Annotated in this window: 21 protein-coding genes; all 21 read right to left on the bottom strand. The window is 55.1% G+C overall.

Annotated elements, in window-relative coordinates; translation table 11 throughout:
* The 21 genes from ACLL9E_RS02165 to ndhC all read right to left on the bottom strand — a co-directional run bounded on the left by ACLL9E_RS02165 (position 1) and on the right by ndhC (position 19,215).
* Positions 1-273 carry a DUF1467 family protein gene (locus ACLL9E_RS02165; protein WP_411290103.1) on the bottom strand — a complete coding sequence of 91 codons (273 nt, stop codon included), beginning with the start codon at positions 271-273 and terminating at the stop codon, positions 1-3.
* Positions 270-1,913 carry a ribonuclease J gene (locus ACLL9E_RS02170; protein ID WP_411290104.1) on the bottom strand — a complete coding sequence of 548 codons (1,644 nt, stop codon included), beginning with the start codon at positions 1,911-1,913 and terminating at the stop codon, positions 270-272. The genes ACLL9E_RS02165 and ACLL9E_RS02170 overlap by 4 nt, the downstream gene beginning before the upstream one ends.
* Positions 1,913-2,695 (bottom strand): type III pantothenate kinase, encoded by a 783-nt coding sequence (locus ACLL9E_RS02175; RefSeq protein WP_411290105.1) that lies wholly within the window; start codon positions 2,693-2,695, stop codon positions 1,913-1,915. Before ACLL9E_RS02175 ends, ACLL9E_RS02170 begins: the two co-directional genes overlap by 1 nt.
* Before the next feature lie 13 nt (positions 2,696-2,708).
* Entirely contained in the window at positions 2,709-3,455 is a 747-nt protein-coding gene (locus tag ACLL9E_RS02180) for a biotin--[acetyl-CoA-carboxylase] ligase (RefSeq protein ID WP_411290106.1), read from the bottom strand.
* Positions 3,422-4,864: an NADH-quinone oxidoreductase subunit NuoN gene (nuoN, locus tag ACLL9E_RS02185; RefSeq protein ID WP_411290107.1), complete on the bottom strand. Its 1,443-nt coding sequence runs from the start codon at positions 4,862-4,864 to the stop codon at positions 3,422-3,424. Before nuoN ends, ACLL9E_RS02180 begins: the two co-directional genes overlap by 34 nt.
* Before the next feature lie 2 nt (positions 4,865-4,866).
* Positions 4,867-6,426 carry an NADH-quinone oxidoreductase subunit M gene (locus ACLL9E_RS02190; protein ID WP_411290108.1) on the bottom strand — a complete coding sequence of 520 codons (1,560 nt, stop codon included), beginning with the start codon at positions 6,424-6,426 and terminating at the stop codon, positions 4,867-4,869.
* Positions 6,426-8,486, bottom strand: coding sequence for an NADH-quinone oxidoreductase subunit L (gene nuoL / locus ACLL9E_RS02195; protein WP_411290109.1), 2,061 nt, complete (start codon positions 8,484-8,486; stop codon positions 6,426-6,428). The genes ACLL9E_RS02190 and nuoL overlap by 1 nt, the downstream gene beginning before the upstream one ends.
* A 6-nt stretch (positions 8,487-8,492) precedes the next feature.
* A complete protein-coding gene (nuoK, locus tag ACLL9E_RS02200; protein WP_125230259.1) occupies positions 8,493-8,798 on the bottom strand; it encodes an NADH-quinone oxidoreductase subunit NuoK in 306 nt (101 codons plus the stop codon).
* A gap of 103 nt (positions 8,799-8,901) precedes the next feature.
* The gene (locus tag ACLL9E_RS02205) at positions 8,902-9,522 is read right to left on the bottom strand and encodes an NADH-quinone oxidoreductase subunit J (protein ID WP_411290110.1); all 621 of its coding nucleotides are present in this window, start codon (positions 9,520-9,522) and stop codon (positions 8,902-8,904) included.
* Between the two features lie 165 nt (positions 9,523-9,687).
* Positions 9,688-10,176 (bottom strand): NADH-quinone oxidoreductase subunit NuoI, encoded by a 489-nt coding sequence (gene nuoI, locus ACLL9E_RS02210; protein ID WP_411290111.1) that lies wholly within the window; start codon positions 10,174-10,176, stop codon positions 9,688-9,690.
* Positions 10,173-11,219, bottom strand: coding sequence for an NADH-quinone oxidoreductase subunit NuoH (nuoH, locus tag ACLL9E_RS02215; RefSeq protein ID WP_411290112.1), 1,047 nt, complete (start codon positions 11,217-11,219; stop codon positions 10,173-10,175). Before nuoH ends, nuoI begins: the two co-directional genes overlap by 4 nt.
* Positions 11,216-13,216, bottom strand: a complete 2,001-nt coding sequence (gene nuoG / locus ACLL9E_RS02220) for an NADH-quinone oxidoreductase subunit NuoG (RefSeq protein WP_411290113.1) — start codon at positions 13,214-13,216, stop codon at positions 11,216-11,218. Before nuoG ends, nuoH begins: the two co-directional genes overlap by 4 nt.
* On the bottom strand, positions 13,217-13,681 hold the full coding sequence (locus ACLL9E_RS02225; protein WP_411290114.1) for a hypothetical protein: 465 nt from the start codon (positions 13,679-13,681) through the stop codon (positions 13,217-13,219).
* Between the two features lie 203 nt (positions 13,682-13,884).
* A complete protein-coding gene (gene nuoF / locus ACLL9E_RS02230) occupies positions 13,885-15,180 on the bottom strand; it encodes an NADH-quinone oxidoreductase subunit NuoF (RefSeq protein ID WP_411290115.1) in 1,296 nt (431 codons plus the stop codon).
* Positions 15,180-15,317: a hypothetical protein gene (locus tag ACLL9E_RS02235; protein ID WP_411290116.1), complete on the bottom strand. Its 138-nt coding sequence runs from the start codon at positions 15,315-15,317 to the stop codon at positions 15,180-15,182. The genes nuoF and ACLL9E_RS02235 overlap by 1 nt, the downstream gene beginning before the upstream one ends.
* A 145-nt stretch (positions 15,318-15,462) precedes the next feature.
* Positions 15,463-16,131 carry a complex I 24 kDa subunit family protein gene (locus ACLL9E_RS02240; RefSeq protein ID WP_411290117.1) on the bottom strand — a complete coding sequence of 223 codons (669 nt, stop codon included), beginning with the start codon at positions 16,129-16,131 and terminating at the stop codon, positions 15,463-15,465.
* Complete coding sequence (locus ACLL9E_RS02245; protein ID WP_411290118.1) at positions 16,124-16,303, bottom strand: hypothetical protein; 180 nt, start codon at positions 16,301-16,303, stop codon at positions 16,124-16,126. The genes ACLL9E_RS02240 and ACLL9E_RS02245 overlap by 8 nt, the downstream gene beginning before the upstream one ends.
* Positions 16,303-17,508: an NADH-quinone oxidoreductase subunit D gene (locus ACLL9E_RS02250; RefSeq protein WP_411290149.1), complete on the bottom strand. Its 1,206-nt coding sequence runs from the start codon at positions 17,506-17,508 to the stop codon at positions 16,303-16,305. The genes ACLL9E_RS02245 and ACLL9E_RS02250 overlap by 1 nt, the downstream gene beginning before the upstream one ends.
* A 2-nt stretch (positions 17,509-17,510) precedes the next feature.
* The gene (locus ACLL9E_RS02255) at positions 17,511-18,317 is read right to left on the bottom strand and encodes an NADH-quinone oxidoreductase subunit C (protein ID WP_411290119.1); all 807 of its coding nucleotides are present in this window, start codon (positions 18,315-18,317) and stop codon (positions 17,511-17,513) included.
* Positions 18,314-18,850 carry a NuoB/complex I 20 kDa subunit family protein gene (locus ACLL9E_RS02260; protein WP_411290120.1) on the bottom strand — a complete coding sequence of 179 codons (537 nt, stop codon included), beginning with the start codon at positions 18,848-18,850 and terminating at the stop codon, positions 18,314-18,316. The genes ACLL9E_RS02255 and ACLL9E_RS02260 overlap by 4 nt, the downstream gene beginning before the upstream one ends.
* Complete coding sequence (gene ndhC / locus ACLL9E_RS02265; RefSeq protein ID WP_397602383.1) at positions 18,841-19,215, bottom strand: NADH-quinone oxidoreductase subunit A; 375 nt, start codon at positions 19,213-19,215, stop codon at positions 18,841-18,843. The genes ACLL9E_RS02260 and ndhC overlap by 10 nt, the downstream gene beginning before the upstream one ends.
* Positions 19,216-19,278 lie beyond the last annotated feature (63 nt).

Here is a 19,278-nt window from a genome sequence, read left to right on the forward strand (position 1 = left end):
TCAGCTCGGCGGATTAAACAGCGAATCGAAACTGTCGCGATCAATCCAGCCATAGATATAATTGACATAATATAACGCGAACAACGCGGCCGAAAGCAGCGTCGTGCGCAGCAATATGGTGCCCGGTTGAAAATTACCCGGTGCACTGTCCGCCTGCCCCGGCGTTTTGGGTAGCCCCAACTCCTCATGCGTGCGCACGCCGATGGGCAGAATGACAAACGCGGTCATCACCCAAAATAGCGCGTATATGGCAACAATAGAGCTCCAGTTCATGCCGTCTCCACTATCAGAACATCCACAATCGGCTTTTTGCCCGTCCAACTCACCGCCACCCGGCGCACGGCCAAGCGCACGGTTTCGCGTAGCTTGTCATAGTCACCGCGATGGTCCTTGACTGCCTTTACCGCAGCAGCACTCGCTTCTTCCAGAAAATCTTCGAGGTCTTCCTCAATCGGAACGCCATGCAAGCGGATTTCAGGACTGCCCAACATCTTGTCGCGTCCGTCCAGCGCAAAGGCTACCGAAATCAGACCATACCATGACAAGCGGCGACGCTCGTTTAACGTCGCGCCGTCCGCCGCAATGATCGTGTCGCCATCAAGGATAAGGCGGCCAGTGCGTTCCTTACCGATAATCTTGGCTTCGCCAGGTGCGAGGCGCACAACATCGCCATTGGACTGGACAACCGCGTGCGGCACACCATGCGCCCGTGCAAAACGCGCTTGTTCGGCCATATGCCGACGCTCGCCATGCACGGGAATAAGCACTTCAGGCCGAACCCAATCATAAAGTGCGGCAAGCTCTGGCTGTCCGGGGTGTCCCGACACATGCACATGCGCTTGCTTTTCGGTAACGGTCAGTATGTTGCGCTCCGCCAATTTGTTCATAATCACGCCAATAGCGATTTCATTGCCCGGAATCTGCTTTGAAGAGAAAATGACTGTGTCGCCTTCTTCCAGTTTCACAGGATGATTGCCCTCAGCAATGCGGGCCAAAGCTGCGCGTGCCTCACCCTGCCCGCCAGTCGCCACGACAATAACGTCATGACGCGGCAAGCTGTCGACGCTTTCCATGTCGACGGTTTTGGGCATATCCTTCAAATAACCATTGGCTTGTGCCGCCTCGATAATGCGGTGCAGCGAACGGCCTGCAAAACATAACGTGCGACCGCTTTCGCGCGCCACTTCGCCCAAGGTCTGCAACCGGGCCGCATTGGAGGCAAAGGTCGTCACGACGACTCTGCCCTTGGCCGCCCTAACCGATTTCAGCAGGTCATCCTTGACGCTGCCTTCGCTTCCGCTGGTTTCAGGATTAAAGACATTCGTGGAATCGCAGACCATCGCCAATATCTTGCTATCACCAATTGCGGTAAGTGCGTCGGCAGTGGAAGGCGTACCCAACACAGGCTCCGGATCAAGCTTCCAATCACCGGTGTGGAATATCTTGCCATAAGGCGTGGTGATGACGCAGGCGCTCATCTCCAAGATCGAGTGGGCCAAAGTGACGAATTTGAAATCAAACGGCCCCATGGAGAACGCACCTTCCATCGGGATCACGTTCAGCTCGATTGAATCGGCAATGCCTTCTTCCTCGAGCTTGCCGCGGATCAGCGTCGCCGTGAACGGCGTCGCGTAAAGCGGCACGCCGAGATCGGCAGCAAAATAAGCTACTGCGCCGATATGGTCTTCATGCCCATGGGTGAGCACGATACCCAACAGGTCATCTTTCCGCTTTTCGATAAATTCAAGGTCAGGCAACACCAGGTCAACGCCGGGATATTCCGAATTGGCAAATGTGAGGCCGAGATCGACCATCACCCATTTGCCTTGGCAGCCATATAAATTAACATTCATCCCGATTTCGTTAGACCCGCCAAGGGCCAGGAAAAGCAGTTCATTTTTTGGGGTCGTCATCAGGTACGTTCTCTATTCCTATACAAAAGCGCCAGCCCCCGCAGCGTCAAATCGGGTTCAACCCGGTCAAATAAATGGCCATGTTGCTGAAACAGGATAGCCAAACCGCCGGTTGCAATGACCGATACCGGTTCGTCAATTTCAGCTTTCATCCGTGCGATAATCCCCTCGATCATCGCCACATAGCCCCAATAGATGCCAATCTGCATTTGTCCAACAGTCGTTGTGCCTATGACGCTTTCATTTGGTGGCGGTTCGATTGCAATTCGGGGCAACATGGCCGCAGCGGCGTACAAAGCATCAAGCGACAGGTTAACGCCCGGCGCGATGCTGCCCCCGCGATAGGAACCGTCTGGACCGATATAATCAAATGTAGTTGCGGTGCCAAAGCTGATGACAATCTTGTGGCCCTCGGCAAGCGACTGCGCGGCTATGGCATTGACCGCGCGATCAGCACCTACGGCGTGCGGTTCGGCGACGCGAAGCTGAATGCCCCAGCCAACCGCACCACGCCCCGCAACAAGAGCCTCGCAGCCAAAATAGCGTGTGGCGAGCAGTTGCAGATTATGGAGCGCGCGCGGCACGACTGTCGCAATGATGACCGCATTGATGTCCGCCCGGCGGTATCCCGCCATCTGGATCAATTGATCCAGCCAGACGGCATATTCATCACAGGTGCGCCGGGCGTCCGTCGCAATGCGCCAGCGTTGCAGTATCTCACCAGCATCGTCGACCAACGCAAATTTCACATTGGTGTTACCCGTATCAATCGCGAGCAGCATAGCCCACCCTTCGCTAAATTAGAAAAACATCGGCGGCGTGAATGGCACGAATTGAACCATCCGCCAAGCTTAGCTGCAACGCGCCGTCGCTATCGAGCCCTGCGTAAAGTCCATACAATTCTTGCCCATCGGGAAGCTTCGCCGACAAAGCCGTGCCACGCGGGTGGGCAACTGCTTCCCACCGCCGGATGATCGGCTCCAGACCTGACTGCCGCCAGATATCCACATAACGCCCAAACGCCTCCGCTACAATCTCAACGGCTGTTTGCGCGTCGGGTGGTGTGGCGCCAAGCGCCGATAGATCAGAGACCTTTCGGTCAAGATTTTGTGGATGCCATACCAGATTAAGGCCAATACCCGCGATGACAGCGTCGGACGTGCGTTCCAGCAATATCCCGCAGAGCTTCGCACCGTCGCGCGTGAGCAGGTCATTGGGCCATTTGAGACTGATGCCGACCTGCGGCGCGATTTGCCTGACAGCGTCGAAAACGGTGATTGCGGTTACAAAGGCAAGACCTGCTGCGGGCGGGTCATTGTCGCGCAACCGAACAATCGTGCTGGCGAACATATTGCCGCGCGGACTGTCCCATACGCGCCCAAGCCGCCCACGACCGCCATCCTGCGCGTCGGCGCGAAGCCATAATCCCTCAGGCGCGCCTTGAGCCGCGCGTGCCAGAAGATCCGCATTGGTGGATCCCGTTAGCGCGACTTCTTCGAAAATCGGCGTCAGAACAGGGCCCTTGCGGCATAAGCCGTCCAAATTCCGAGCGCAGGTATCGCAAAATAGCCCAAAGGCGAGTTCGCCGCGGCCAAGAGCCCGCCGGTCCAGACAAGGACCTTGTCGTCGCTTTCAGCAATGATATCAACAGCATCATCGAAGAACATCACTTTGACAACCTTCAAATAATAAAATGCACCAATGACCGAAGCGGTTATGCCAATCACGGCCAGCGGCAACAGGCCAGCGGCAACAGCGGCGTTGAACACCACCAACTTGCCCCAAAAACCGAACAATGGCGGGATACCGGCGAGGCTGAACATGAATATCGCAAGCGCATAGGCTAATGCCGGACGCGTTTTCGATAGGCCGGCAATATCGGCGAATTCCTCGCGATATCCGCCTTCCTTGTCCTTTAATTGCATGATGCAAACAAAACTGCCCAAGGTCATGGCGACGTAGATGACCAGATAAACCAGCATCGCGGCAATGCCCTGCTGTGTCCCAGTGGCAAGCCCGATAAGAATGAAGCCAACATTGTTGATTGAGCTGTACGCCATCAGACGTTTGAGGTTTTGCTGACCGATCGCGCCAACTGCGCCGATGATGATCGACATTAAAGCAACCGCGATAATGATCTGCTGCCACACCAAGATCTGCGAACCAAAAGCCTCAAGCACGATGCGGCTCGTCAGGGCAACCGCCGCAACCTTTGGCGCGCTGGCAAAAAAGGCGGTGACGGGCGTAGGCGCGCCTTCGTAGACGTCCGGCGTCCACATGTGGAATGGCGCAGCACTTATCTTAAATGCGAGACCCGACAGGATGAACACAATGCCAAAGATCAGCCCCAGCCCGACGTCAGCATCCATTGCGGTGCCAATGGCGGCAAAGCTTGTCGAGCCTGCAAAACCATAAACCAAGGACGCGCCGAACAGCAGCATCCCGCTCGCCAACGCTCCAAGGACGAAATATTTCAGTCCAGCCTCTGCAGAGCGGCCGTCGGAACGCACAAAACTGGCCAGAACATATGCCGAAAGGCTCTGGAGTTCGAGACCGATATACAGCGATATCAGGTCCGTTGCGGAAACCATGACGCCCATGCCGACGCAGGAAAGCAGGATGAGCACCGGATATTCTGCTCGCATTGCGCCAGCTTTTTCCAAGAAACGCGGCGCGATCATCAAGGAAATTGCGGCAGCGATGAAAATCAGGATTTTGGAAAAATTACCAAATGCGTCGTTGACCAACAGACCATCGAACACGGAGGTGTCCGTGCCGTTGGCCATAAATGCGACGACGAACGCAGCGGCCGCAACAAGTGCGGCAACCGCCAATATACTAATCAGTCGTCCGGCCTGTTCAAGCCATGCAGCCATCAACAGAAGGACCAACGCCGAAAAACTCAGGACGAGTTCGGGGCGCATCAACAGGAGAGAAGCGTTTAATTCCATTATCAATGGCTCCCCTCAGCCATATTTTTTTCCGGACCATGGACCACGCGGTATCGCGCAGTTGTTGGGTCAACCAATTTGAGTTTGCTGTCTCCAGCAGGTGCAGCGCGTGCGACGCGTTCGACAATAGTCGCAACATCGCGCCTTATGGGTGCCAAGAATGTTTCAGGATACACACCCATCCACAACACAACGACGGCGATTGGCGCAAGAAGCCACATTTCGCGGCCATTGATGTCGGACATAGCGGCGGCATCAGCATTGACCTGAGGACCAAAGGCAATGCGGCGGTAAAGATACAACATATAGCCAGCGCCAAGGATGATCCCTGTGGTGGCGATCAGCGTTGCCCAAGTAGACACCTTATACGCGCCGGCAAGGCTCAAAAACTCGCCGACAAATCCGCTCGTGCCAGGCAAGCCAACGCTCGCCATCGTGAACAACAGGAACAATAATGCATATTTGGGCATGTTGATGCTGAGGCCACCGTATCGGCCGATCTCGCGGGTATGCAGGCGGTCATAGATAACGCCAACGCATAAGAAGAGCGCGCCCGACACAAGGCCATGGCTTAGCATCACGATGATCGCGCCTTCGATGCCCTGTTGGTTGAACGTGAACAGCCCAATCGTCACGATGGCCATGTGCGCGACTGACGAATAGGCGATCAGCTTTTTCATGTCCTGCTGCACCAATGCAACGAGCGAGGTGTAGACAACGGCAACCATCGAGAGGCCGAACACCAAAGGAATGAAGTCAGCGCTCGCCTCCGGGAACATCGGCAAGGAGAAGCGCAGGAAGCCGTAACCACCCATCTTCAAGAGCACGCCTGCCAGTATGACGGAACCGGCGGTAGGTGCCTGAACATGGGCATCGGGAAGCCATGTGTGCACTGGCCACATCGGCATCTTCACTGCGAACGACGCAAAGAACGCGAACCATAACCACTTTTGCGCCTCGGCGGGGAAATCCGTGTTGAGCAAAGTCGGAATGTCGGCGGTGCCAGCAAACTGGATCATCCACAACATCGCAATCAGCATCACGAGCGAACCGAGCAACGTGTAGAGGAAAAATTTATACGAGGCGTAGATACGATCCTGCCCGCCCCAGATCCCAATGATGAGATACATCGGGATCAGGCCAGCTTCGAAGAAGACGTAGAATAAAAGCAAATCCTGCGCCGCAAAAACGCCGATCATGAGCGTTTCCATCAACAGGAACGCCGCCATATATTCTCCGACGCGTTTCTGGATTGATGTCCAGCTTGCACCAATACAGATCGGCATCAGGAACACAGACAGCATGATGAGCGTCAGCGAAATACCGTCAATGCCAAGCCGCCAGCCAATTGGTCCAAATAAGGTCGCGCTTTCGGTAAACTGCCACTGCGCACCGGCAAGATCGTAGCTGATCCACAGCGAAATACCGAGAAGAAGGTTGGCAAGTGTGGCGACGAGGGCAACCGTGCGCGCAAGCTCGGCGCGCACAAAAAGGCAAATTGCCGCCGCAACCACCGGAATGGCCAGCATGATGGAAAGTACAGGAATATCCGCGGCGTTCATTATACTCTCACCATCATCCAGCTAACCGCGATGACCAAGCCGAGAAGCATCACAAGCGCATATGTATACAGATAACCCGACTGCATCCGGACAGCCATCTTGCTGCCGAAGGAAACAACAGCCGCCGAACCGTTCGGACCGAAGCGGTCAATAATCCCAATGTCCCCCTGTTTCCAGAACAGACGCCCGAACCAGAATGCAGGACGGATGAAGAGCCAGTTATACAACTCGTCAAAATACCATTTGTTGAGGAAGAAACGGTAAATCGGCGCAAAGGTAGCGGCCAGACGCTGCGGCGCATCTGCGGACCGTTGGTACATCAGATAGGCCGTCGTCAGACCAACGAGCATTGCCACCGTCGACGACAATTTCACCCACAACGGAACTTCATGCATCGCATGCATAAGTTGTTCGTTGAAATATAATGTACTGTTCGCCCAAAATGCCGTTCCCATTTCCGCCTCAAGAAAGGCATTGTGGAAGACAAACCCGGCAAACACCGCGCCCACCGTGAGGACAGCCAAAGGCACCAGCATGGACCATGGGCTCTCATGCGGGTGATAGCCGCCGGTCCCATCTTCATGGCCGCCGTGAGCGTGCGCAGCGTGGTCATTCCCCGCATCTTCCTGTGCGGGTGGGTTGTGCTCGGCATGGTCGTGCATAGCGTGCTGAATATGCTCGGACTGCGCCCAGCGCGGCGTGCCGAAAAAGGTCAGGAACATCAAACGCCAGCTGTAGAAGCTTGTCAAAAGCGCGGCGATCACGCCGATTGCAAAGCCATACATGTGATAAGTGGATCCACTGGCGAATGCGGCCTCAATAATTGCGTCTTTTGAATAAAATCCGGCAAAACCGCCAACGCCCAAGATACCCACGCCGGTAATCGCTAATGTGCCGGCCATCATGGCCCAGAATGTCAGCGGGATATGTTTCCGAAGACCGCCATAATAACGCATATCCTGTTCATGGTGCATCGCGTGAATGACCGAGCCCGCGCCCAAAAACAGCAGAGCCTTAAAAAATGCGTGCGTGAACAAATGGAACATCGCAGCGCCATAAGCGCCGGTTCCTGCGGCAAAGAACATGTAGCCGAGTTGCGAGCAGGTGGAATATGCAATCACGCGTTTGATGTCGGTTTGAACGAGCCCGACGGTCGCCGCGAAAATCGCAGTGGTTGCCCCGACAATCGTTACAACATTCAACGCAAACTGGCTTGTCTCGAACAATGGCGACAAGCGGCAGACCATAAACACACCCGCAGTGACCATGGTTGCAGCATGAATCAGCGCCGAAACCGGCGTTGGGCCTTCCATTGCGTCGGGCAACCATGTGTGCAGTCCAAGCTGCGCCGACTTGCCCATCGCGCCTATGAACAACAACACGCACAACAGGCTCATTGTGTCGACCCGCAAGCCGAGGAAACCAATGCTCGAACCAACCTTGTCAGGCGCGGCGGCCAGAATGTCCGGAATGGAAACGGTGCCGAACAGCCAGAAAATACCAAAAATTCCAAGCATGAAGCCCAGGTCACCAACGCGGTTGACCACAAACGCCTTGATGGCCGCAGCATTCGCGCTTGGCTTTTTGTACCAGAACCCGATCAGCAAATACGACGCAAGACCGACGCCTTCCCAACCGAAGAACATCTGCACCAGATTGTTGGCCGTAACCAACATCAGCATCGCGAAGGTAAACAGCGACAGATAGGCAAAAAAGCGAGGCTGGTCGGGGTCCTCCTCCATATAGCCCCAGCTATATAGATGCACGAGTGCGGACACGGTTGTAATGACAACCAGCATGACCGCCGTGAGCGCGTCTACGCGCAATTCCCAATCGAATGACAAGCTGCCCGATTGAACCCATGTCATCACGGGTTGCACATAGGTGGTCTCGCTGCCGTTCAGAAAGCCGATGAAGATTGGCCAGCTAAGCAAGGCGGCGATGAACAGCCCGGCTGTTGTCAGGGTTTTCGCCGCCAATGCGCCGATAAAGCGCTGCCCCAGACCAGCGACGAGCGCAGCCAAAAGCGGCAAGAAAACGATGATATGGATTGCAGTCACTGGATGTTATCCCTTCATCCGGTTGACATCATCAACGGCGATGGTGCCGCGACCGCGGAAGTAAATGACCAAAATGGCAAGCCCGATCGCGGCTTCGCCCGCTGCGACGGTCAGAACGAACATAGCAAAAATCTGGCCGGTCAGGTCACCTAGAAACACGCTGAATGCGACCAGATTGATATTCACCGCAAGCAGGATAAGCTCAATCGCCATCAGGATGATGATCACATTCTTGCGGTTCAGGAAAATGCCAAGCACGCCCATCACGAACAGTATGCTGCTGACCACGAGATAATGTTCGATACCAATCACTGGCACGCTCCAATCCAAATTTCGTTATCCTGAACTTGGTTCAGGATAACGGGCGCCAGTGCGTTGTGCTGAAACAAGTTCAGCATGACGATAGGGACGACAATCATAACTCGATCCCCTGCCCGACGGGTTGATTAACGTTACGCGTCGCTTCTTGGGGACGGCGTTGCACCTGACGGCTAATATTTTGGCCACGCGTGCCATGGCTTCTTCGATGGGTGAGAACAATCGCGCCGACCATCGCAACCAGCAGGATCAAGCCCGCAGTTTCGAACAGGAACACATATTTGCTGTAAAGCAGTCCGCCAATGGCTTCGATGTTGGGCACTGTTGCCGATACCGTCGCAACGCCTGCATCGGGCGTCCCAAGCTTCACCGCGCCTGCTTGATATGCCCCAATGCCAAGCACGAGCTCAGCCACCAACACGACAGCAAGCAAAATCCCAAGCGGTACATTCTTGACGAAACCAGCGCGCAATTCTGCAAAATCAATGTCGAGCATCATCACGACAAACAGGAACAACACCGCGACCGCGCCGACATAAACGATGACGAGCAACATGGCGATGAATTCTGCGCCAATCAGGACCATGAGGCCGGCAGCGTTAAAGAATGCCACAATAAGCCACAGCACGCTGTGCACCGGATTGCGCGCAAAAATGACCATCGCAGCCGAGGCAATGACGATGCTTGCGAAGATATAAAATGAAACGACCTGGATCATGCCAAGGTACTTCCTGCCCTAAAAACCGCAGCCCTGAGCAGCAGACGCAAAGCGAATGCGACCGTCGAAGGGCGTTTAACAGCGTTAAGTTTCCCTTTGGTGCGTGCTTCGACAGGCTCAGCACTGCGGTTAAATTTCGAACGTTGTTCCGTCATTGCGCCGCCCTTAACGATAGGGTGCATCGGCAGCAAGGTTCGCGGCAATTGCCCGTTCCCATTTTGCGCCGTTGTCGAGAAGCTTGGTTTTATCATAGAGCAATTCCTCTCGCGTTTCGGTCGCGAATTCGAAATTTGGACCCTCGACAATTGCATCGACGGGGCATGCCTCCTGGCAAAAGCCGCAGTAAATGCACTTGGTCATGTCAATGTCGTACCGTGTCGTCCGGCGGCTACCGTCTTCACGTGGCTCAGATTCAATAGTGATTGCAAGAGCCGGACAAACCGCCTCGCAAAGCTTGCATGCAATACACCTTTCTTCGCCATTCGGATAGCGACGAAGCGCGTGCTCACCGCGAAAACGCGGGCTAAGCGCGTTCTTTTCATAAGGGTAGTTGATCGTTGCCTTTGGCTTGAAAAAATATTTCAAGGTCAACAAATGCGCCTTGACGAATTCCCACAAGGTGAAGGTTTTGATGAGATGGGCAACAGTGGTCATGCGAAATGTCCTGTGAACATAAGATAGCCGCTTACGAGAAAGACCCAGAAGAGCGAGATGGGGAGAAAGACTTTCCAGCCCAGACGCATCAACTGATCATAGCGGTAACGCGGCACGGTGGCCTTCACCCAGGCAAAGATGAAGAACATCAGCAGGATTTTGGCAAAAAACCAGATAATGCCGGGGACCATATAAAGCGGCGCCCAATCAAAAGGTGGCAAATATCCACCCCAGAAAAGGATGGCGTTCAGCGCGCACATCAACAGGACGTTGGCGTATTCACCAAGCCAGAACAAAGCGAAGGCCATCGAAGAATATTCGGTCTGATAACCCGCAACGAGCTCGCTTTCGGCCTCGGTTAAATCGAACGGTGCACGCGCTGTTTCGGCCATGGAGCTGATCAGGAACATGACAGCGATGGGGAACAGCAACGGATTGAAAGCATAGGCGTTGATAAAGCCAAAAATATGACCGCGCTGCCCTTCAACGATGCCGCCGATATTGAACGTGCCCGCCCAAAGGACGATGCAGATTAGGATAAAACCGATGGAGACTTCGTAGGAGATCATCTGCGCTGCCGCGCGCATGGCCGAATAGAATGGATACTTCGAGTTGGACGCCCAGCCCGCGATTACGACGCCATAAACGCCAAGACTGCTGATCGCGAGAATATATAGCAAGCCGACATTGATGTTCGACAACACGACGCCGTTGGCGAATGGAATAACCGCCCACGCCATCAATGCGACGGTGAAGGTGATGATCGGCGCAATGAGGAAAAGGCCACGGTTCGACGCGCTTGGAATGATCGTTTCCTGTAGAAACACTTTCAAGCCATCGGCGAAGGATTGCAGGATGCCAAAGGGACCAACAACGTTCGGGCCTTTTCGGAGCGCGAAGGCGGCCCACAATTTGCGTTCCGAATAGATTATCAGCGCCACGGCAAGCATGAGCGGGAACGCGATGAGCAGGATGCCCGCAATGGTCGCAGTGAACCATGCGCCATCGTAGCTCATGCCCAGGCCCTGGAAGAAGGAAGTCATTCCGCCGCCTCCAAAAACTCTTGGCCGTGCACCAGCTCAGCCGAACATTTCTGCATCGTCTCCGACGCCCTGCAAATCGCGTTGGTCAGGTAGAAATCCTTGATCGGGTAGTCGGCAATTTTACCGCTGACAGACGAAGAAAGGGAAGGCGCAGACCAACCATAATCGGCGAGACCTTCGACACCCAATGCCGGCACAGCCAAGGTCATGTGCGCACGCAGCTGTTCGATATTATCAAAGGGTAACCGCTTGCCCAACACATCCGAAAGTGCGCGGAATATTGCCCAATCTTCGCGCGCATCGCCGGGAGGGAAAACCGCACGCTCCCCGCGCTGAACACGGCCTTCAAGATTAACATAAGTGCCCGACTTTTCGGAATAAGCTGCGCCCGGCAGTATGACGTCGGCATGATGCGCGCCCTTGTCGCCATGGTGGCCAACATACACTTTGAAGCTGTCGGCAAATAGGCTGTAATCCACCTCGTCCGCGCCAAGGAAAAACGCCAATTTCGGAGATAAAGCAGCCAGCTTTTTAATACCGCCGTCGTGCGCATAACCGAGCATAAGCCCACCCATGCGCGCCGCAGCAAAATGCAGAACGTTAAAGCCGTTCCAGCCATCACGCACCAAGTTGAACTTCTTGGCAAATGCCAACGCCGCCCCATGCACGCCGTCATAACGCAGCGCGCCGCCCCCGACGATAATCGCCGGGCGCTCCGCTGCCTTCAACGCTTCTGCTAATGCCTTGGGTGCCTTGGCGAGCGCACTCAGATCGTCGCCAAGCCACTCGACCTTATACGTAAGGTCGGTCACGGGCCCGATGGCAAACACCTTTGCGCTGCGCTTGCGTATGGCTTTTTGAATGCGCGTGTTTACCAACGGCGCTTCACGGCGCAGGTCGCTTCCAACCAACAAGATCACATCGGCGTTTTCAATGCCGGCAATGGTGGTGTTGAAGTTAACAGCCGACAGCGATGACGTGTCATACGCCAGACCAGTCTGGCGGCCCTCAAGCAAGCTAGAGCCCGCCAATTCGCGCGCAGCGAACATCGTCTCGCAATCCACCTGATCGCCAGCCAGGACGGCTGCGTCGCCTGTCCAATGGGTCTTGATGGCGTCAAAGGCATCTGCCCAACTTGCGGCAACAAGCTTTCCGTCTTTGCGGATGTATGGCTTGTCCAAACGGCGGTGCATCAGGCCGTCAACGGCGTGGCGGGTTTTGTCCGACGCCCATTCCTCGTTCACATCGTCGTTGATACGCGGCAAGGCGCGCATCACTGCCCTGCCCCGGCTGTCAAGCTGGATGTTGGTGCCAACCGCGTCCATCACGTCGATGCTTGGTGTCTTTTTCAACTCCCAAGGGCGGGCTTCAAACGCATATGGTTTCGATGTCAGTGCGCCTACGGGGCACAGATCGACCACATTGCCCGAAAGCTCGCTTTGCATCGCGTGCTCGAGATAAGTCGTAATCTGCATATTCTCGCCGCGACCAATCGCGCCGACTTCTTCGATGCCAGCCACTTCTTCGGCAAAACGCACGCAGCGGGTGCACTGAATGCAGCGAGTCATCGCGGTTTTCACCAAAGGACCCATATATTTTTCAGTCACCGCGCGCTTGTTTTCCTCGAAGCGCGATGCGCCGCGACCATAAGCCACGCTTTGGTCCTGCAGGTCACATTCGCCGCCTTGATCACAGATCGGGCAATCGAGCGGGTGGTTGATGAGGAGGAACTCCATCACCCCTTCGCGTGCCTTTTTGACCATCGGTGTGTCCGTGCGAATTATCTGGCCATCTGTTGCGGGCAGAGCGCAACTTGCCTGCGGCTTTGGTGGCCCGGGGGCAACCTCCACCAGGCACATCCGGCAATTGCCCGCGATGGACAGCCGCTCATGGTAGCAAAAGCGCGGAATTTCCTTCCCCGCCATCTCGCACGCCTGCAATACGGTCGCGCCGGCAGGGACTTCGATTTCTAGGCCGTCTACGGTCACTTTAGGCATCTATTTCTGCCCTTCATTTCTAAGCATTCCAACAATCCCTTCGGCGATTGCCGCCCGAACAAATTGCCGAGACAACCGGAGAGTTTCACCTGCTGGAACACAGCCGCTAATGGACGGCGTCAAGCCACGTATGATTGTATCCTCACTCGATGACCCTGGAAGGCTATTGATAAGTTGCACGGCATTTGCACTCTCCTTACGTGCGACGCACTCGCCAAAGCGGGCGACAGCAATCGCTGATACCGCAGCAGGATCAAGAGGTTGGCTATAGCCCTTCAAATAATCTGGCGTCGGCAGTGTTGAAAAATCTACACGTCCTTTTGCCGAATACAGGCGTTCATATATCCCGATAAACAGTGCGCCACGCAACAAGGTTGACGACATACTCAATTCGCCGGTCGAAAGGCAATCTTCATCGGCCAGGTCTTTGAGCATCGGCCGATACTTCTGGTCTGTTACATTCATGCGCGTAACAAGCTGAACGCGTTCCGGAAATTTCCGAACGACGCAATTGCCAAAATCGATGAGCGTCCGGCTAACCGCCTCTGGCGAGTTTCCGCGAATTTGAGCAGCCGGTCGCTTTATGAGTGAGCCAGTTTCCTGAGCTACAACTGGTGCCGACGCAGACGTTGAGGTCACAAAACAAGTAAATGCCAAGCAAGCGCGTTTCATTCCGCCGCCTCCAGCATGCCATCACCCTTGGCTTCGTGAATGCGCCGCTCCATTTCAGGACGGAAATGCTTGATAAGGCCTTGAATTGGCCAAGCTGCCGCATCGCCAAGCGCGCAGATGGTGTGGCCTTCAACCTGCTTGGTCACATCGTACAGCGTGTCGATATCGCCGATGTCGGCGTTACCCGTGCGCATCTTTTCCATCACGCGCCACATCCAGCCAGTGCCTTCGCGACACGGCGTGCATTGGCCGCAGCTTTCATGTTTGTAAAAATAGGAAAGCCGCGCGATTGCGCGCACAATGTCGGTGGACTTGTCCATGACGATAACGGCAGCGGTGCCAAGGCCAGAGCCGACTTCCTTGCAGCCGTCAAAATCCATCGGCACATCCATCATCATGGCGGCGGGCACCAGTGGCACCGAAGATCCGCCGGGAATGACCGCGAGAAGATTGTCCCAACCACCGCGAATGCCGCCGCAATGCTTTTCGATCAGATCGCGAAACGAAATGCCCATTTCTTCTTCAACGACACATGGCTTTTCGACATGGCCTGAAATCTGGAACAGCTTCGTCCCGTGATTATTTTCCCGGCCAAAGCTTTTGAACCATGCCGCACCACGCCGCAATATTGTCGGCACGACTGCGATGCTTTCCACATTATTGACGGTCGTGGGGCAACCATAAAGGCCCGCACCCGCAGGAAATGGAGGTTTGAGGCGCGGTTGCCCTTTTTTGCCCTCGAGGCTTTCGATCATCGCGGTTTCTTCACCGCAAATATAGGCGCCAGCACCGCGATGGACGAACACGTCGAAGTCATATCCTGACTTGGCGGCATTTTTCCCCAGCAGGCCTGCAGAATAAGCTTCTGCGACCGCAGTCTCGAGAGACTTTGCCTCAAAAATATACTCGCCGCGAATGTAGATATACGCCGCACGGGCACGCATCGCGAAACCGGCAATCAACGCCCCTTCGATCAGCTTGTGGGGATCATGGCGGATAATCTCGCGGTCCTTGCAACTGCCGGGTTCGGATTCATCGGCGTTAATGACAAGAAAATTCGGTCGTTCAGGCGTGGGTGCTTTAGGCATGAAGCTCCACTTCATACCGGTTGGGAAACCTGCGCCGCCACGGCCGCGCAGACCGGACGCTTTCACTTCTTCAATAATCGCGTCCTGCCCGACCTTCATCAAGTCAGCGGTTTTGTCCCAGTCACCGCGTACTTGCGCAGCCTTCAGGCCGAAATCCTGATAGCCATAAAGATTGGTAAAAATCCGGTCTTTGTCAGCGAGCATCAGCCCAAACCTCCAAGAAGAAACCAAGCGGCGCCCGCGATCAATAAGCCAATAACGGCAAGTTTAATGATGCCGGTGAGCAATTTCCAGGCGATGAATACCGCGATGAGGACGCCAATAAGGGGAAGAAATTCCATTAGTCCAATCCCCCAGTCTCACAAAAACACGCCACGTCGCACGAGCGAAGGCTGGTGCCTATCTCGCTTGTCGTCCGTGACCGAAAGACGCGATGGGCCCCAGCCTGCGCTGGGGCGACGGAGTTGGGTGAGATCAAGGCAAACATCAATACTCCCCCCGATAATCATGGTTTTTGTCAACCATCGCGTGCAGCGTTGTTGCGCCGCCATACGGCTCAACCGTGTGGCGTCCGGGCAATTGCGTGCCGATCTTGGGTTGCTTACCCTCGGCAAGATCGCCCAGAATCGCGGTCATGCTGTCATAATCAAGATCTTCGTAGTTATCGTCGTTGATCTGGACCATGGGCGCAGAGGCACAATTGCCCATGCATTCCACTTCGTTCAGTGTGAACATGCCATCTGGCGTTGTGGCTCCCTTTACAAGGCCCCGGTTCTTACACGCCGCGATGATGTCGTCGGACCCGCGCAGCATGCATGGCGTCGTTCCGCACACTTGCACATGGTAACGGCCCACCGGTGCAAGGTTGTACATCGTGTAAAAGGTCGCAACCTCGTATGTGCGCATATACGGCATGCCCAGATAGTTCGCGACATATTCGATCACAGGGACGGGCAACCAACCCTGCGTGTGCGTTTCTTCGCCGACCTGACGCTGCGCAAGGTCAAGCAAAGCCATAACAGCGGACTGCTGCCGACCAGCAGGATAGCGGCCAATAAAGACATCCGCCTTCGCCTGATACTCGGGCGTAAAGGCAAAGCCGCCCCATTTCGCGCGGGTTTCGGTTTCGTCGGGGATCCGTGCTGCCTCAGCCATGTGCTTCTTTCCGTCCCCAGACCCGTCCCAGATATGCGCCAAAAATCATGGCGGCAGCGGTTGAGCCAACTTCCTTTGCCGAAATACCGTCATGGAAGAGATATAGATAGGCCGCGACCAACGCGACCGACCCAAATGCTGCCGATGCCAAAAACATAAGCTCGCGAGTCATCAGCGGTCACACTCCCCGAACACAATGTCGAGCGCGCCCAAAATCGCTGTCGTATCCGCCAGCATGTGCCCACGGGTCATAAAGTCCATCGCCTGCAAATGCGAAAACGCCGTAGGGCGGATTTTACAGCGATAGGGCTTGTTTGTTCCGTCAGCGACAAGATACACCCCGAACTCGCCTTTCGGGCTCTCAGTGGCCACATAGACGCTTCCGGCGGGTACTTTGAAGCCCTCTGTGTAAAGTTTGAAGTGATGGATTAAAGCTTCCATCGACTGTTTCATTTCCGCGCGGTTGGGCGGCGTAACCTTACGGTCGTCGCTGCATACCGGACCTTCGGGCATTTGCTGAATGCACTGCTTCATGATGCGGACCGACTGGCGGACTTCTTCGACGCGCACCATGAACCTGTCATAGCAGTCGCCGCGCGTGCCGACAGGAATGTCGAATTCCATCTTGGCATAGACGTCATAAGGCTGGCTCTTGCGGATATCCCACGGGATCCCCGCACCACGGATCATTGGGCCGGAAAAGCCCCATTTGATCGCATCTTCCTTCGACACGATCGCGATATCAACATTGCGCTGTTTGAAAATGCGGTTGTCGACCACCAGCGCCATTGCGTCTTCGAACAGACGCGGCATGCGGTCGTCGAGCCATTCCGCAATATCGGTCAACAGCTTCAACGGCACATCCTGATGTACGCCGCCTGGACGGAACCATGCCGCATGCATCCGTGCGCCGCTCGCGCGTTCGTAAAAGCCCATGATATCTTCGCGGATTTCATACAACCACAATGGCGGGGTCATTGCGCCGACATCAATGATATGGTGCGCAATGTTCAGCGTATGGTTCTTAATCCGCGTGAGTTCAGCAAATAACACACGCAAATATTGCGCGCGGATTGGCACCTCGAGATCAAGCAGTTTCTCGATTGCCAGAACATAGCTATGCTCCATTGCCATCGGCGACGCATAATCTAGCCGGTCGAAATAGGGCAACGCCTGTAAGTAAGTTTTATACTCGATCAGCTTCTCAGTGCCGCGGTGCAAAAGGCCGATATGTGGGTCAAGCCGTTCGACGATCTCGCCATCGAGTTCCATCACCAGACGCAACACGCCGTGCGCGGCGGGATGCTGCGGTCCGAAGTTGATTGTGTAATTCTGGATGACTTCGTCGCCAGTTGTAGGCGCGAGATCCTGCTGCATACTCATGCCTTGTCTCCCGTCGCCTTAGGCTTGCGAACGCTTCGCTTAACCGCCTCCTTGTTTGACGCCTTACCTGCGCCTGTCTGCGCTGGCGTGTCCGTCGTCTTTGGTGTCGGCGGCGGAGGCGAGCTTGGCTTGACCGGGTCCTTTTTGACTTCTTCAGCCGTCATGCGCTGCGTCGCACCCTTGCCATCCCCTTCACCGGTCTTTTCGTCGCCGGGCAGCACGTAATCCGCGCCTTCCCATGGCGACAGAAAATCGAAATTGCGGAAATCCTGCGCCAACTGAACCGGCTCATATTTGACGCGCTTTTCTTCTTCCGAATAGCGCAACTCGACATAGCCCGTGAGCGGGAAATCCTTGCGTTGCGGGTGCCCCGAAAAGCCATAATCGGTCAATATGCGGCGCAAATCGGTATTGCCGGAAAAAAGCACGCCATACATGTCGAATACTTCGCGTTCCAGCCATCCCGCGACCGGCCAGATACCAGTGACCGACGGCACGGCCTGATCTTCATTCGTTGCCAAATGAACGCGGATGCGATGGTTCTTGGTAAGACTAAGCAGGCAGTAGACGACCTCGAACCTTGGATCGCGATCTGGCCAGTCAACGCCGGCGATTTCCATCAGCTGCTGATAGGCACATTCATCGCGCAGTTGGATCATGCACTCGACCAACGCATCGCGGTGAATATGCACAGCTATCTCGCCATTGGCCTCTTCGATTGAAACCATATGCTGGCCAAGCGCCGCTTTGATGGCGTCAAGCGTGCCTTCGGGCGTTGTTATCAGAGGTGCGGAATGGCTCACCGTTCTATGGTTCCCGTCCGGCGGATTTTACGCTGCAACTGCATGATTCCGTACAGCAATGCTTCCGCAGTCGGCGGGCAACCGGGCACATAGATGTCGACGGGCACAACGCGATCGCAACCGCGCACAACGCTGTAGCTATAATGATAATAGCCACCTCCATTGGCACAGCTGCCCATGGAAATGACATATTTCGGCTCCGACATCTGGTCGTAAACCTTACGCAATGCAGGGGCCATTTTGTTGCACAACGTGCCAGCTACGATCATGACGTCCGACTGACGCGGTGAAGCGCGCGGCGCGATGCCGAAACGTTCAAAGTCATAACGCGGCATATAACCGTGGATCATTTCGACCGCACAGCATGCAAGCCCAAATGTCATCGGCCACAACGAACCGGTACGCGCCCAATTGAACAGGTCCTCGGCCGATGAAACGACGAAGCCCTTGTCGTTCACTTCGCTTTCAATGTCCTTGAAAAAGGCGGCATCCGGCGTTTGCACGTCCGACAGCGTTGGTGTGATTACTCCCATTCGAGTGCTCCCACTTTCCATGCATAAATAAATCCGATGACCAGTTCGAACAGGAACAGCATCATCGTGCCCCATCCAACCCATCCCGTTTCACCCAAGCTGACGGCCCAAGGAAACAAAAAGGCAGCTTCGAGGTCGAAGATAATGAACAAAATTGCCACAAGATAGAAACGCACGTCAAACTGGCTGCGTGAATCTTCGAAGGCCGGAAAGCCGCATTCATACTCGGTCAGCTTGGCTTCTGTTGGCTTGTGCGTGCCGGTCAGACGCGACACACCCATCGGCAAAAAAACAAAAGCCGACGACAATGCGAGCGCCACCACAAGGAAAAGCAGTATTGGCAAATATTGCGACAAATCAGTCATATCAAACCCGCTTCCGAAACCCAGTCACTTGCGGCGCTTCTAGGCAGAAGAATCCTGACCTGC

This window comes from Sphingorhabdus sp. (assembly GCF_046596595.1).
GTDB lineage: Bacteria > Pseudomonadota > Alphaproteobacteria > Sphingomonadales > Sphingomonadaceae > Sphingorhabdus_B.

Excerpts from the sequence above, each read along its gene's own strand:
- ACLL9E_RS02165 (WP_411290103.1), bottom strand. The coding sequence starts at position 273 with ATGAACTGGAGCTCTATTGTTGCCATATACGCGCTATTTTGGGTGATG.
- ACLL9E_RS02170 (WP_411290104.1), bottom strand. The coding sequence starts at position 1,913 with ATGACGACCCCAAAAAATGAACTGCTTTTCCTGGCCCTTGGCGGGTCT.
- ACLL9E_RS02175 (WP_411290105.1), bottom strand. The coding sequence starts at position 2,695 with ATGCTGCTCGCGATTGATACGGGTAACACCAATGTGAAATTTGCGTTG.
- nuoN (WP_411290107.1), bottom strand. The coding sequence starts at position 4,864 with ATGGAATTAAACGCTTCTCTCCTGTTGATGCGCCCCGAACTCGTCCTG.
- ACLL9E_RS02190 (WP_411290108.1), bottom strand. The coding sequence starts at position 6,426 with ATGAACGCCGCGGATATTCCTGTACTTTCCATCATGCTGGCCATTCCG.
- ACLL9E_RS02205 (WP_411290110.1), bottom strand. The coding sequence starts at position 9,522 with ATGATCCAGGTCGTTTCATTTTATATCTTCGCAAGCATCGTCATTGCC.
- nuoI (WP_411290111.1), bottom strand. The coding sequence starts at position 10,176 with ATGACCACTGTTGCCCATCTCATCAAAACCTTCACCTTGTGGGAATTC.
- nuoH (WP_411290112.1), bottom strand. The coding sequence starts at position 11,219 with ATGACTTCCTTCTTCCAGGGCCTGGGCATGAGCTACGATGGCGCATGG.
- nuoG (WP_411290113.1), bottom strand. The coding sequence starts at position 13,216 with ATGCCTAAAGTGACCGTAGACGGCCTAGAAATCGAAGTCCCTGCCGGC.
- ACLL9E_RS02225 (WP_411290114.1), bottom strand. The coding sequence starts at position 13,681 with ATGAATGTAACAGACCAGAAGTATCGGCCGATGCTCAAAGACCTGGCC.
- nuoF (WP_411290115.1), bottom strand. The coding sequence starts at position 15,180 with ATGCTCGCTGACAAAGACCGGATTTTTACCAATCTTTATGGCTATCAG.
- ACLL9E_RS02235 (WP_411290116.1), bottom strand. The coding sequence starts at position 15,317 with ATGGAATTTCTTCCCCTTATTGGCGTCCTCATCGCGGTATTCATCGCC.
- ACLL9E_RS02240 (WP_411290117.1), bottom strand. The coding sequence starts at position 16,131 with ATGGCTGAGGCAGCACGGATCCCCGACGAAACCGAAACCCGCGCGAAA.
- ACLL9E_RS02245 (WP_411290118.1), bottom strand. The coding sequence starts at position 16,303 with ATGACTCGCGAGCTTATGTTTTTGGCATCGGCAGCATTTGGGTCGGTC.
- ACLL9E_RS02250 (WP_411290149.1), bottom strand. The coding sequence starts at position 17,508 with ATGCAGCAGGATCTCGCGCCTACAACTGGCGACGAAGTCATCCAGAAT.
- ACLL9E_RS02260 (WP_411290120.1), bottom strand. The coding sequence starts at position 18,850 with ATGGGAGTAATCACACCAACGCTGTCGGACGTGCAAACGCCGGATGCC.
- ndhC (WP_397602383.1), bottom strand. The coding sequence starts at position 19,215 with ATGACTGATTTGTCGCAATATTTGCCAATACTGCTTTTCCTTGTGGTG.